The organism is Mesorhizobium sp. LHD-90 (assembly GCF_030929505.1).
Classification (GTDB): Bacteria; Pseudomonadota; Alphaproteobacteria; order Rhizobiales; family Rhizobiaceae; genus Kumtagia.
The window spans coordinates 228693-241969 of record NZ_JAVFVV010000004.1; the positions used below are offsets into that span (position 1 = coordinate 228693).

Here is a 13277-nt window from a genome sequence, read left to right on the forward strand (position 1 = left end):
GAAATGACATGAAAAGAATCCTCGCGGGCGGCCTGCTCGGTCTCTCGCTCTCCGCCGCGGCCCATGCCGAGCCGGTCAAGATCGGCGTGATCACCACGCTGTCGGGCGGCGGCGCGGGGCTGGGCATCGACATGCGCGACGCCTTCGCGCTGGCGATAAAGCAGTCCGGCAACAAGGAGATCGAACTGGTGGTCGAGGACGACGCGCAGAAGCCGGAACTGGCCGTGCAGATCGCCGACAAGATGATCCAGAGCGACAAGGTCGACCTTCTCACCGGCATCATCTGGTCGAACCTGGCGATGGCCGTGGTGCCGAACGCCGTGGCGCAGGACGTCATCTATCTCTCACCCAATGCCGGTCCTTCGGCGCTTGCCGGCGCCGGCTGCAACGCCAACTATTTCAACGTCGCCTACCAGAACGACAACTTTCATGAGGCGATGGGCCAATACGCCAACCAGGACTACAAGAAGACCTTCATCCTCGCCCCCAACTACCCAGCCGGAAAAGATTCGCTGACCGGCTTCAAGCGTTACTACAAGGGCGAGTTGGCCGGTGAGCTGTACACCCAGGTCGGCCAGACCGACTACGCCGCCGAGATCGCCCAGATCCGCGCCTCGGGCGCCGATTCGGTGTTCTTCTTCCTGCCCGGCGGCATGGGCATCGCTTTCATGAAGCAATATGCCCAGTCGGGCGTCGGCATCCCGGTGCTCGGGCCCGGCTTCTCCTTCAGCCAGGACGTGCTGCCGGCCATCGGCGACGCCGCGCTCGGCGTCAAGAACTCGGCAAGCTGGGCAAAAGACATCGACAACGAGGCCAACAAGGCGTTCGTCGAGGCTTTTGTCGCCGAATATAAGCGCCTGCCGTCGATCTATGCCGCGCAGAGCTGGGACACCGCGAACCTGATCCTGTCGGCGCTCGGCAAGGCCAGCGTCAAGGACAAGGAAGCCTTCCGTGCCGCGCTGAAATCCGCCGACTTCAAGTCGGTGCGCGGCGATTTCACCTTCAACACCAACAACCACCCGATCCAGAACATCTATGTGCGCGAGGTGGTGAAGGAAGGCGACACGCTGACCAACAAGATCATTGCCACCGCCTTCGAGAAGCACGGCGACGCCTACGCCGAGCAGTGCAAGATGTGAGTTTCCTCGTTCTCCCCGCGTGCGGGGAGAAGGTCCCGGCAGGGGGATGAGGGGCGGAAGCATACCTGCGCTAGCTTGACGCTGCCCCTCATCCGGCTGCCGCCACCTTCTCCCTGTAGACGGGGAGAAGGACCGCCAATCGCGAGCCGCCGTGCAACTTCCTCTTCTCCTCGAACAACTCCTCAACGGGCTGCAGCTCGGCGTCATGCTGTTCCTGATGGCGGCGGGGCTGACCCTGATTTTTGGCGTCATGGGCCTGATTAATCTGGCGCACGGCTCGCTCTACATGATCGGCGCCTTCGCCTGCGCCTCGGTCGCCGCCGCCACCGGCTCCTTCTGGATCGGGCTTGCCGCCAGCCTCGCCGCCGCGGCCGCCGCCGGGGCGCTGCTCGAAATGCTGGTCATCCGCCGTCTCTATGCGCGCGACCATCTCGACCAGGTGCTCGCCACCTTTGCGCTGATCCTCATCCTGTCGGAAGGCACGCGCTGGCTGTTCGGCTCGTTTCCGCTCTATCTCGACATCCCGCCGCTTCTGCAGGGCGCGGTGCCGCTGCCGGGCGGCGGCCAGTACCAGCTCTATCGCCTCGCCATCATCGGCGTCGGCGTGCTGGTGGCCGTCGGCCTCTACTGGCTGATCGCCCGCACGCGGCTCGGCATGCGCATCCGCGCCGGCGAGTCCGATCGCGAGATGATCGGTGCGCTCGGCGTCGACATATCGAGCCTCTACACCATCGTCTTCGCGCTGGGCGCAGCGCTCGCGGGTTTCGCCGGAGCGCTGGTCGGCGCGCTGCAATCGGTGCAGGTCGGCATGGGCGAGCCGGTGCTGATCCTCGCCTTCGTCGTCATCGTCATCGGCGGCATCGGCTCGATCAAGGGCGCGCTGGTCGGCGCCATACTGGTCGGCGTGGTCGACACGATGGGCCGCTTCCTGCTGCCGCAAATTCTCGCGCTGATGCTGCCCGCCGCGCAGGCGGGCATGGCGGGGGCGGCACTCGCCTCCATGCTCATCTACATCGTCATGGCGCTGATCCTGGCGCTCAGGCCGCGCGGCCTGTTCTCGGCCGAGGCATGAGCGCCGCCATGTCTGCCCGCGAGACAGCCGCAAACATCCTGATCGTCGCGCTGCTGACGGCGATCCCGCTAGCCGCAATCGTCCTCGACGAACCCTTCTACCTGACGCTCGCCACCCGCATCGTCATCCTGGCGTTGGCCGCTACCGGGCTGAACATCGCGCTCGGCCTCGGCGGGCTGGTGTCGTTCGGCCATGCCGCCTTCTTCGGCCTCGGCGGCTATGTCGCCGGCATCCTTGCTTCGCATGCCCTCAACATGGAGCCGCTGGTCTTCGGCCTTCCGGCAACGCAGTCCATGCCGGTGATCGCGCTCGTCGCCATTGCGGTCGCAGCACTTGTGGCGCTGCCGATCGGCGCGATCAGCTTGCGCACCTCCGGCGTCTATTTCATCATGATCACGCTCGCCTTCGCGCAGATGATCTATTATTTCGCCGTCTCCTGGCCGGCCTATGGCGGCGAGGATGGCCTGCCGATGGCGCTGCGCAATGCCTTTCCGCTGGTCAACACCGCAAAGCCGTTGCCTTTCTTCCTGGTCTGCCTTGCCGTGCTGGCCGCAGCCCTTGTTCTCTTCCGCCTGATCCGCGGTTCGCGTTTCGGCGCCGCCTTGCAGGTAGGCCGGCAGAACCCGACGCGGCTCGCCGCCGTCGGCATCTCGCCCTTCGGCATACGGCTGGCCGCCTTCGTCATCTCGGCGATGGTCGCTGCATTGGCCGGCGTGCTGTTCGCCAACCTCAACCGCTTCGCCAGCCCGTCCATGCTGTCGTGGCAGATGTCGGGCGAACTCATCGTGCTGATCGTGCTGGGCGGCAAGGACCGGCTGCTCGGCCCGCTGGCCGGCGCCATGCTCTACGTTTTCTTCGAATACACACTGGGCGGGCTCACCGAGCGCTGGCAGTTCTTTCTTGGCCTCATCCTGCTCGGCGTCATGCTGTTCGCGCGCGGCGGCCTGCTCGGCATTTTGGCGGGGAGGACGCGGCATGGCTGAGCCGGTGCTGGAGATCCGCGACCTGCGCAAAAGTTTTGGGGCGCTGAAGGCGACCGATGGCGTCAGCCTGGATCTCAGGCCCGGCGAAATCCACGCCCTCATCGGCCCGAACGGCGCGGGCAAGAGCACGCTGATCCACCAGATCTGCGGCTCGATCCCACCCGACAGCGGCACCATCCGCTTCCTCGGCCGTGACATGGCCGGCATCGGCATGGCCGGGCGGGCGGGGCTCGGCCTTGGCCGCAGTTTTCAGGTGTCGTCGCTGGCGCAGGAATTTTCCGCGCTGCGCAACGTCATGCTGGCGGTGCAGGCGCGGCAGGGCTCCAGCTTCCGTTTCTTCCGATCCGTGATGGGCGACCGGGCGCTGACCGACCCGGCCCGCGCCATGCTGGAGCGCGTCGGGCTCTCCGCCCGCGCCGACGTGCCCGCCGCAAGCCTGTCGCATGGCGAGCGAAGGCAGCTCGAAATCGCCGTGGCGTTGGCGCTCGAGCCGAAAATCTTCCTGCTCGACGAGCCGATGGCCGGCATGGGGCCGGAAGGCTCGAAAAACCTGACGAAATTCCTAGACGGCCTGCGCCGCGAGGCGCCGATCCTGCTGGTCGAACACGACATGGACGCCGTCTTCGCGCTCGCCGACCGCGTCTCGGTGCTGGTCTATGGCCGCGTCATCGCCACCGGCTCGGTCGACGACATCCGCCGCGACGCAGCAGTCCGCAGCGCCTATCTGGGAGATGCGGTATGAGCCTGCTCGGCGTCACCAGGCTCGAAACCTTTTACGGCGCCTCGCAGGCGCTGTTCGGCGTGACGCTGGAGGTCGGCGAGGGCGAGGTGGTCGCCCTGATGGGCCGCAACGGCATGGGCAAGACCACCACCATCCGCTCCATCCTGGGGCTAGAGCGGCCGCGCACCGGCACGGTGAGCTTCGGCGGCCAGCCCATCTCCGGCATGAGGCCGCACCGCATCGCGAGGCTCGGCATCGGCCTCGTGCCGGAAGGCCGCCGCTGTTTTCCGAACCTCACCGTGCTGGAAAATCTGCTCGCCGCTGCCCGCCCCGGCGACTGGACCGTGACCCGTATCGTCGAGCTGTTCCCGCGCCTCGGCGAACGGCGCGGCCAATATGCAAACACCCTGTCCGGCGGTGAACAGCAGATGCTGGCGATCGGCCGGGCGCTGATGACAAATCCGCGCCTGCTCGTCCTCGACGAGGCGACCGAAGGCCTCGCCCCGGTCATCCGCCAGGACATCTGGGCGGCGATCCGCACGCTGAAGGGCAGGGGGCAATCCATCCTCGTGGTCGACAAGACCTTGTCCGAACTGCTTCCGGTCGCCGACCGCTGCTTCGTTCTGGAAAAAGGCGCCACCGTGTTTTCCGGTCCGCCGGCCGCGCTGACCGCTGAATTGCAGGATCGGTATCTGGGGGTGTGAGATGCTTTATGGCTTGAGGCGCCGACGTCTCAAGCGGCGCAATGTTTTTCCCGTGTCGGAGGCGCGAGCAATAAACCATGACTGATCTTGTCCTCTACGACTACTTCCGCTCGTCCGCCGCCTATCGCGTCCGCATCGCGCTGCGGCTGAAGGGGCTCTCCTACGACCAGATACCCGCTCACCTCGTGCGCGGCGGCGGGGAACACCTGTCGGACGCCTATCGAGCCATCAATCCGCAGCGCCGCGTGCCGGCGCTGGCGATTGGCGACGACCGGACAATCCTGATCCAGTCGTCGGCCATCATTGAATGGCTGGAAGAGACGTTTCCCGAACCGCCGCTGCTGCCTGCCGAGCCGTTTTCCCGGGCGCGCTGCCGGGCCATCGCCGCGATCGTCGGCTGCGATATCCATCCGCTTAACAATCTGAGCACCCTCAACTATTTGAGGAACCAGCTCGGATGCGACAAGCCGGCGGTCGATGCCTGGTACGCGCACTGGATCGCCGAAGGTTTTTCGGCAATCGAAGAACTGATCGAGCCAGAACCCTTTGCGATGGGCGCCAAACCCACGCTCGCCGACGCTTACCTGGTGCCGCAGGTCTACAATGCGCGCCGCTTCGCCGTCCCACTCGACGCCTTTCCAAAAATCGTCGCCGTGGCCGAGGCTTGCGCCGCGCTTCCCGTCTTCCGGGACGCCGCGCCGGAAAACCAGCCGGATGCGGAGTGAACAGGGCCGGCCTGTCGGGCTCGAAGCAACCATCGATCGCTTTCGACACCGTCCCAAATCGGGTGGCGGGGCGCGGGCGTCCCGCTTAGCTTCGACCCGGATGCCGGCCGGCGGGCCGGCCGAGGCAGGAGGTCGCCAAATGAATACCGCATCGAAAATCGTGTCGTTCAGGAACCCGCAGGCGGCGGCGCGTGTCGGCCGTCACGACTGGAAGGCACTCGCGCGCGAGCTGGATGATTTCGGCTGCGCGGTGATCGAAAAGCTACTGACGCCGGAAGAGTGTTCCGCCATCGCCGCGCTCTATCCGCAGGAACATTTCCGCAGCCATGTGGTCATGGCGCGCCACGGTTTTGGCAAGGGCGAATACCGCTATTTTGCCTATCCGTTGCCCGATCTCGTCGAGGCACTGAGAACCGCGCTTTATGCGCGGCTGGCGCCGGTCGCCAATGCATGGAACGAACGCATGGGCGACAAGACCCGCTACCCCGTCGACCACGAGGCCTATCTTCGGGCCTGCCACGAGGCGGGCCAAAAGCGTCCGACGCCGCTGTTGCTCCAATACGGCCCGGGCGATTTCAACGCCCTGCACCAGGACCTCTACGGCGACCTCGCCTTTCCGATCCAGGCGGCGGTACTGCTGTCGGAGCCGGGCCGCGATTTTGCCGGCGGCGAGTTCGTGCTGACCGAGCAAAGGCCGCGCATGCAGAGCCGGGCGGAGGTTGTGCCGCTGAGGCAGGGCGACGCGGTCGCCTTCGCCGTGCACAACCGGCCGGTGCAGGGCACGAAAGGCAGCTACCGTGTCAACATGCGGCACGGCGTCAGCCGCATCCGCTCCGGCCGGCGGCATACGCTCGGCATCATCTTTCACGATGCGAGGTGACCCTGAAATGCTCAGCCTGACCGTCCAGCGTATCGCCACGCCGCTCGGCGACATGCTGCTCGTCGCCGATCCGGAAAACGCGCTGCGGGCGGCGGAATTCGCGGACTGTGAGGAGCGGCTCGGCCGGCTGCTCGACCGCCGGCTGGGCGCCGGCCGCTACCGGCTGGAAAGCGGTCCGGTCTCTGGTGCCGCCGCGCTGGACGCCTATTTCACCGGCGATGTCGGCGCCATCGACGAGATGGAAGTCTGCTACGGCGGCACGCCGTTCCAGCAAGAGGTCTGGAGGGCCTTGCGCGGCATCGCGCCGGGGCGGGCGCTCACCTATTCCGGGCTGGCGACGGCCATCGGCAGGCCGTCGGCGCCGCGCGCCGTCGGCCATGCCAACGGCGCCAATCCGTTCAGCATCGTTGTCCCCTGCCATCGGCTGATCGGCGCCAATGGCGACCTCACCGGCTATGCCGGCGGTATCGCACGAAAACGCTGGCTGCTCGACCACGAGGCAAAATGCGCGGGCTCAGGTTAACGGGCGAGCCTCGAAGGACGCACCCAAAGCGCCATCCAAATCCTCAGAACCCGAACGACTGCTGCGCCTTCTGCGCGGGCTTGGCCGCCTGGTCGATATGCACGCCTTCCAGTTCCAGCATGCGGACTTTTGAGGTCGCGCCGCCGGGCGCCGAAAAGCCGCCGACCTTGCCGCCCGCCGCCAGCACGCGATGGCACGGGATGATCAGCGGCACGGGGTTCTTCGCCATCGCCTGGCCGACGTCGCGCGCCGCTTCCGGCCCGGCGCCGAGCTGTTTCGCCAGCGCGCCGTAGGTCGTGGTGCGGCCCCAGCCGATCTGCCGGAGCGCGTCGTAGATCCGCTGGAAGAATGCTTCCTGGTCGCCGAGATCGAGTCTTATGCCGGAGAAGTCGACCGTCTCGCCGGCGAAATAGCGTTTTGCCGCGTCGATCGCCTCGGCGATTTCCGGCGTCGGGGCCGCGACCGCGGCATCCGGCAGGCGGCGCAGCATCATGCGTTCGGCCGCGTCCGCCGTCCGGGTCGGCAACTGGAACCGCGTGACGCCGTCGCTGGTCCAGGCAATGCCGCAAAAACCGTTCGCGGCTTCGAAGATGGTGTAGTGATGGCTGCCCATTTCATGGCCTCCTTTTCGTCTGCCAAGGATGTCATGGAGAGAGGGTGCGAATTCAACCCGATTCTTGCCGGCGGTCGTATTTTGGCGCGCTGCAGGCGACGGCATCGTCATGCAGAACATGCCGGCCAATCTTTCGAAAACGCCGGGGTCCGCTGTGTTGAATCTCGACAGAGCGGCCATTGTCAGCATCTGTCAGGATTATTTTCCCACTAGTTATCCCCCTCCCTCTCGACGGAGCGATAATCGTCGTCGCCCGTGCTGAAGGAGGCGGTGGGATGGAGGTAAGTACGGCGATCGACAAGAACTGGGAGGCGCTGAAGCGCCTGCTCGCCATGCTTGTCGGCATGGCCGAGATGGCCGGCGACGCACCCACTCTTCCCCGCCATCTCCACCGCGCCATCCTCAAACTGCTGCGTCCGGCCGAATCCGCCGCCCGGCGCCTGATCATCGCGGCGGCGCGTGGTCTCGTCGTGGTCCTGCCGCCGGTTCGCCCGCGAAAACCGAAACCCAAAAGCATCGAGCCCATCCTGCGCAGCCTCGGCATCGCCGTCACCATGTCGCACGCCGATTTTGCTCGCGCCGAAGCGGCGAAGCGCGCAGCCGCGCTCCGCGCCGCCCGCCTGTCCTAAACCTCTCGCTGCTCGATCCGCTCAAAAGTCCGTTCCGCTTCCATCGCCGCCATGTGCCGGCACGCACAGTGCCGCGCATCATGTCGCTCGATTTCGGCGCGCAACTCCGCCCACTGCCGCCGCCACCGTCGCCGGACGATCCGGTCGACGCCACGCGTCTTGGCCAGCGCCTCGCCTCGTTGGGCCGCGCACTCGACGACCTGCCGGGACAGGCACAACGTTTTGCCCGCTGGAAGGCGCGCCACGACGCAGCACGCACGCGGGACAGGCAAGCCCGCGCCGCGGGCGCGCAAAACCAGCAACGCCGCGAGGCGGTCCGCTTCCGGCGCGTCTCGCCGCTGCGGCGCGGCCGTCCGCCCGGCGGTCGGCTGTCGCGCTACGACCCGACCGCGATCCATCCCCGCAACATCCGCGAGATCGACGAGATTCTTGCACACGCCCATGCGCTGGCCGTCTACGCGCTGGAATCTCCCGATACGTCATGACGGCACCGCTCCGGACGCCACAAGCCGGGGATCGATCGTCGCGCTGATTTTTCCGCGGTGCGGCGACGATAGGTGCTGCCGGCAAGGAGCCATGCTTGCCTGTGGCGAAGCCGACCAGACCGGTTTGGGTGTTCCGCCAGCTTCGCAATGGGTGGAAAGCGGAAGGGCCGCTTTCAGCCAATACAGCGTCCCAAGCATCAAGGACTGGTTCTGCGGGCAAAATGCTCGTAGGTGATTTGCCAAGGATCGCTATTGGAAGATCTTTCCTCGCCGATCCAATGGAAGCTGTCGGCAGTGATCTCGGTAAAGCGCCATCGAGCTTTCAGGCCGCGTGAGTCATCGCCGATCTGTATAATGTCCTTGCCCTCGGCACGCCCGATCTGGCGCGAGTAGTCTTGGTTGAACGGGTCACTCCAGATGATATGCCAGCCACCAATGGCAGGATCGAAGATGCGCAAAGTCGTACCATACATAGTAGACGGTGCAGGGCGTTTGGGCCTTATCCAGATATCCTGAATGGCGCGACCTTCCAGCACCCAGCCGAAATGGATTTCTCCTGTCGTCTCCTCAGTTGTGCCGTCGTCGAGGTGGCGGACGGTGTCCATTTCCCAGCTTCCGATCAGCCACCCATAAAGGTCCATGTCTTTCGCCCGGTTGGCTGGCGGAGCTTCGGATCTGAGGGCGGCGAGAAACGGTGATATCGTCATAGTCAAAAGGCCTTTCATTTTCGGCGGCCGTGGGAAGAGAGATTTAGCACGGTCTTCCCGACAGCCGTCCGTCAGGAGACGCTCAGTCTTCCTCGCCATCGGTCCGGGTTCGAGAATCTTTCCCGGCGTGATCGTTGTGCCGATATCGAGACGCGATATTTTGTGGCGCTTTTCGATCGGAACAAACGGCCGGTAAGGCTCGAAAGCGGAAATTCAAACGACCCGCCCCTTGACTGACCGCGCTCGAAGGATAGGCTGTCTCCAAAATACCGGCCCCGGATGCCGGGCGGCAATCGTGCCTCGCTAGCCTCGCCCGTTTCAGGGCGTCCGGCTCGCGGGGCATTTTCATTTCTGGAAGCACCGTTGAAGCGTCGCGTCGAAATCGGCCTGCTCTATTCCCGCTCGGGCACCTACCGCCTGATTTCGGAATCCTGCCGGCTCGGCGCGCTCAGGGCGATCGCCGATCTCAACGCCGATCCGGCCTCCGAGATCGAACTGGTCCCGGTCGAGCGCGACCCGCTGGGGAACACCGACCGTTACGCCGTGCTTTGCGAGGAGATTCTCCGCAACAGCCGCGCCCGCCACATTTTGGGCTGCACCACGTCCTGGAGCCGCAAGGAAACCATTCCGGTACTGGAAAAACTCGGCGGCACGCTGTGGTACGGCTGCCCCTATGAAGGTTTCGAGGCCAACGACCACGTCGTCTACATGCACGCCTGCCCGAACCAGCATCTGGTCCCGCTGCTGGCGCATGTCGTGCCGCGCTTCGGTGCCAACGGTTTCCTGCTCGGTTCCAACTACATCTGGGGCTGGGAGACCAACCGCGTCGCCCGCGACCTGATCGCCGACGCCGGCGGAAAGGTGTTGGGCGAGCGCTACCTGCCGATCGGCGAGACCGACATCGGCCGGCTGATCGCCGAGATCCGCGCCACGCGACCGGATTTCGTGCTGAACAACCTGATCGGCACGTCCTCCTACGCCTTCATCGCCGCCTATGCGCAACTCGGCCGCGAGGACGCGCATTTCCGCCCCGAGCGCTGCCCGCTGCTGTCCTGCAACCTCAGCGAATGCGAGCTGCCGGCAGTTGGCGCGGCCGGCGACGGCCATCTTTCGGCCGGTCCGTATTTTTGGCAGGAACTGAAAGCTCCCCCTCACCCGCCCTCCGCTTCGCTCGGGCGACCTCTCCCCGCTGGGGAGAGGAGGTCTGCACGGTTAGCGCCCCCATCAACTGATCAAGTTGAAGGTGAGGCGAGGACGCTGACGACCTCCTCTCCCCAACGGGGAGAGGTCGCCCGAGCGAAGCGGAGGGCGGGTGAAGGGGACCTTGCGACACCGCAAATCGCTCCCGCCTCCTCCTTCGAAGCCTCCGCCTATGCCTCGGTGCAGGTGCTGGCCAAGGTGCTGGCAACCAGGCCGGACGCCGCCTTCGCCGACCTGCCAGCCATCTTCGCGGCGCGCAGATTCGAAACGATCCTTGGCGGGATCGCCATCGATCCGCGCACCCAGCACGCCACCTTGCCGGTCGAGATCGGCCGCATCGCTTCCGGCAACAGCTTCGCGGTGATCAGCCGCAGCGAAGGCGTCGCTCCCGATCCCTACCTGTCGCATTACGACCGCGCGGTGACCTTCGCCCATCCGCGCCTGAAGGTGGTGTCGTGAGCCGCGCCCCGCGCATTCCCAATCTCGGCGGGGCGAAAGCCTTCGTGCTGCACCGGCCGCATGCGACGGTGACGGCGATCGCCCGCCAGCTCGCGGCGATCGGCCTGGATGCCGTCGCGTGCTGGCCCGAACTGCCGCCCGAGGCGCTGGCCGCCGACTTCGTCTTCTTCGACGTCGACCTCGGCTTCGACCAGCAGTTCCCATGGTTGCCCGGCCAGGCGCCAATGCCGACCGTCGCGCTGATCGGCTCGGAGGCTCCCGGCCGCATCGAATGGGCGCTATCGCAGAACGCCGACGCGCAATTGCTGAAGCCCGTCGGCAATGCCGGCGTCTATTCGGCGCTGCTGATCGCCCGCCAAAGTTTTGAGGCCCGCCGCAGGCTGACCGGAGAGATTTCCGCCCTGCAATCGCGCGTGGCGGAGCGGCAGACCATCGTGCGGGCGGTCGCGGCGCTGTCGGCGCAAGGTTTTGATGACGGCCGCGCCTACGAGCAGCTTCGCTCGCTGGCCATGAGCTGGCAGATCAGCATCGAGGAGGCGGCGCGGCGCGTGGTCGCCATGACGGCGGAGGAGAACGATGACCGTTCCCATCGCGCCTGACCTCGCCACTCCGGCCGTCATGCCGGCAAGGCCGCGCGCCGGCATCTGGCGGCGGCTTCTGCGGCGCAAGCTGGCTGTGCTCGGCCTCGTCATCATCGTGCTGACGGTCGCCGGCGCCATCCTCGCGCCATGGCTCACCGCCTACGACCCGAACGAGCAGATGTTCGACGGGCTGACGCTGGAGGGCGCGCCGCTGCCGCCGAGCGAAAAGTTCTGGCTGGGCACCGACCTGCTCGGCCGCGACCTCGCCACCCGCATCCTCTACGGCGCGCGCACCTCGCTGATCATCGGCATCGTCGCCAATGGCGCCGCACTTCTGATCGGCACGCTGGTCGGCATGACCGCCGGCTATTTCAAAGGCTGGATCGGCAGCGTGCTGATGCGCTTCACCGATTTGATGATGGCCTTTCCGGCGCTGCTGCTCGCCATCTGCCTCGCCGCCATCCTGCAGCCGTCGCTCTGGATCGTCGCGCTGGTCATCGCGCTGGTGAACTGGGTGCAGACGGCACGTGTCATCTACACGGAGACCAGTTCGCTGGCCGAGCGCGAGTTCATCGACGCCGAACGCACCATCGGCGCCGGCACCGGGCGCATCCTGTTCCGCCATATCCTGCCGCATCTTCTGCCGACGATCATCGTCTGGGGCACATTGGGGATTTCCACCACGGTGCTGCTGGAAGCGACGCTCAGCTATCTCGGCATCGGCGTGCAGCCGCCGACGGCGTCGTGGGGCAACATCATCTTCGAGAACCAGACCTACTTCCAGGCCGCACCTTGGCTGGTGTTCTTCCCCGGCATGGCGATCTTGGCGCTGGCGCTCGCCTTCAACCTGGTCGGCGACGCGCTGCGCGACGTGCTCGATCCAACGCAGCGGGGGCGGGCATGATCGCCTATCTCGGCCGCCGCCTGATCCAGTCCGCGCTGATCCTGCTCGGCGTCTCGATCATCACCTTCGCCCTGCTCTACCTGCTGCCGGCCGATCCGGTGCGGCAGATCGCCGGCCGCAGCGCCACGCCGGAAACGGTCGAAAACATCCGCCGCCAGCTCGGCCTCGACCAGCCCTTCTTCGTGCAATACTGGCGCTATCTGATGAATCTTTTGAGCGGCGATCTCGGCCGCTCCTACATCCAGCGCTCGGAGGTGACGGAGCTCATCGTCTCGCGCCTGCCCGCCAGCCTGCTGCTGATGCTCGGCGCCATCGCCTGCGAGGTCGTCATCGGCATCACCATGGGCCTGGTCGCCGCGGTCAGGCGCGGCAGCAAGACCGACCAGGCGCTGATGGTCGGCTCCTTCATCGGCGTCTCGGCGCCGCAATTCGTCGTCGGCCTGCTGCTGCTCTACGTCTTCGCGGTGCGGCTCGGCTGGTTCCCGATCGGCGGCTACGGCACCTGGCGGCACATGGTGCTGCCGTCGTTGACGCTCGGCATCCTCGGCGCCGGCTGGTATTCGCGCATGATGCGCTCGTCGATGATCGACGTGCTGCGCCAGGACTATATCCGCACCGCCCGCGCCAAGGGGCTGGCGCGCGGCACCATCCTGTTCCGCCATGCGCTGCCCAACGCCATCCTGCCGGTCATCGCCATGATCGGCATCGACGTCGGCATCTTCATGGGCGGCATCGTCGTGGTCGAGAGCGTGTTCGGCTGGCCGGGCATCGGCCAGCTCGCCTGGCAGGCGATCCAGCGCGTCGACATTCCGATCATCATGGGCGTCACGCTGGTTTCGGCCTGCGCCATCGTGCTCGGAAACCTTCTGGCCGACATCGTCGCGCCATTCGTCGATCCCCGCATAAAACTGCGGTGAGCAAAGAGAAGTACAACGAGAAAGGGAACACTGAC

General features: G+C 66.0%; 16 protein-coding genes. 14 read left to right on the forward strand and 2 right to left on the reverse strand.

Translation table 11 applies throughout. The features are described 5' to 3' along the window. Positions 1 to 8 precede the first annotated feature (8 nt). The 8 genes from RB623_RS07035 (at position 9) to RB623_RS07070 (ending at position 6747) form a co-directional block, all read left to right on the forward strand. Positions 9 to 1139: an ABC transporter substrate-binding protein gene (locus RB623_RS07035; RefSeq protein ID WP_308056063.1), complete on the forward strand. Its 1131-nt coding sequence runs from the start codon at positions 9 to 11 to the stop codon at positions 1137 to 1139. A gap of 151 nt (positions 1140 to 1290) precedes the next feature. Continuing rightward, entirely contained in the window at positions 1291 to 2211 is a 921-nt protein-coding gene (locus tag RB623_RS07040; RefSeq protein ID WP_308056064.1) for a branched-chain amino acid ABC transporter permease, read from the forward strand. Between the two features lie 8 nt (positions 2212 to 2219). Further along, on the forward strand, positions 2220 to 3194 hold the full coding sequence (locus RB623_RS07045; protein WP_308056065.1) for a branched-chain amino acid ABC transporter permease: 975 nt from the start codon (positions 2220 to 2222) through the stop codon (positions 3192 to 3194). Next, a complete protein-coding gene (locus RB623_RS07050) occupies positions 3187 to 3936 on the forward strand; it encodes an ABC transporter ATP-binding protein (protein ID WP_308056066.1) in 750 nt (249 codons plus the stop codon). Before RB623_RS07045 ends, RB623_RS07050 begins: the two co-directional genes overlap by 8 nt. Beyond that, positions 3933 to 4619 (forward strand): ABC transporter ATP-binding protein, encoded by a 687-nt coding sequence (locus tag RB623_RS07055; protein WP_308056067.1) that lies wholly within the window; start codon positions 3933 to 3935, stop codon positions 4617 to 4619. Before RB623_RS07050 ends, RB623_RS07055 begins: the two co-directional genes overlap by 4 nt. A 77-nt stretch (positions 4620 to 4696) precedes the next feature. Next, positions 4697 to 5344 carry a maleylacetoacetate isomerase gene (maiA, locus tag RB623_RS07060; protein WP_308056068.1) on the forward strand — a complete coding sequence of 216 codons (648 nt, stop codon included), beginning with the start codon at positions 4697 to 4699 and terminating at the stop codon, positions 5342 to 5344. A 139-nt stretch (positions 5345 to 5483) separates the two neighbouring features. Further along, a complete protein-coding gene (locus RB623_RS07065; protein WP_308056069.1) occupies positions 5484 to 6224 on the forward strand; it encodes a 2OG-Fe(II) oxygenase in 741 nt (246 codons plus the stop codon). 7 nt (positions 6225 to 6231) lie between these two features. Next, entirely contained in the window at positions 6232 to 6747 is a 516-nt protein-coding gene (locus tag RB623_RS07070; RefSeq protein ID WP_308056070.1) for a methylated-DNA--[protein]-cysteine S-methyltransferase, read from the forward strand. Positions 6748 to 6790: 43 nt separating this feature from the next. Here RB623_RS07070 and RB623_RS07075 read toward each other — a convergent pair whose 3' ends face one another. Beyond that, positions 6791 to 7360, reverse strand: a complete 570-nt coding sequence (locus RB623_RS07075) for a methylated-DNA--[protein]-cysteine S-methyltransferase (RefSeq protein WP_308056071.1) — start codon at positions 7358 to 7360, stop codon at positions 6791 to 6793. A gap of 275 nt (positions 7361 to 7635) precedes the next feature. Here RB623_RS07075 and RB623_RS07080 point away from each other — a divergent pair, with 275 nt between their 5' ends. Beyond that, a complete protein-coding gene (locus tag RB623_RS07080; protein ID WP_308056072.1) occupies positions 7636 to 7989 on the forward strand; it encodes a hypothetical protein in 354 nt (117 codons plus the stop codon). A 68-nt stretch (positions 7990 to 8057) separates the two neighbouring features. Next, entirely contained in the window at positions 8058 to 8474 is a 417-nt protein-coding gene (locus tag RB623_RS07085) for a hypothetical protein (RefSeq protein ID WP_308056073.1), read from the forward strand. Between the two features lie 197 nt (positions 8475 to 8671). Here RB623_RS07085 and RB623_RS07090 read toward each other — a convergent pair whose 3' ends face one another. Then, complete coding sequence (locus tag RB623_RS07090) at positions 8672 to 9079, reverse strand: hypothetical protein (RefSeq protein WP_308056074.1); 408 nt, start codon at positions 9077 to 9079, stop codon at positions 8672 to 8674. Between the two features lie 465 nt (positions 9080 to 9544). Here RB623_RS07090 and RB623_RS07095 point away from each other — a divergent pair, with 465 nt between their 5' ends. The 4 genes from RB623_RS07095 to RB623_RS07110 are packed head-to-tail and all read left to right on the forward strand — an operon-like array spanning position 9545 to position 13242. Further along, positions 9545 to 10840 (forward strand): transporter substrate-binding protein, encoded by a 1296-nt coding sequence (locus RB623_RS07095; RefSeq protein WP_308056075.1) that lies wholly within the window; start codon positions 9545 to 9547, stop codon positions 10838 to 10840. Beyond that, positions 10837 to 11439 carry an ANTAR domain-containing protein gene (locus tag RB623_RS07100; protein WP_308056076.1) on the forward strand — a complete coding sequence of 201 codons (603 nt, stop codon included), beginning with the start codon at positions 10837 to 10839 and terminating at the stop codon, positions 11437 to 11439. The genes RB623_RS07095 and RB623_RS07100 overlap by 4 nt, the downstream gene beginning before the upstream one ends. Positions 11440 to 11458: 19 nt before the next feature. Then, the gene (locus RB623_RS07105; protein WP_308056202.1) at positions 11459 to 12325 is read left to right on the forward strand and encodes an ABC transporter permease; all 867 of its coding nucleotides are present in this window, start codon (positions 11459 to 11461) and stop codon (positions 12323 to 12325) included. Next, a complete protein-coding gene (locus RB623_RS07110; protein WP_308056077.1) occupies positions 12322 to 13242 on the forward strand; it encodes an ABC transporter permease in 921 nt (306 codons plus the stop codon). The genes RB623_RS07105 and RB623_RS07110 overlap by 4 nt, the downstream gene beginning before the upstream one ends. Positions 13243 to 13277 lie beyond the last annotated feature (35 nt).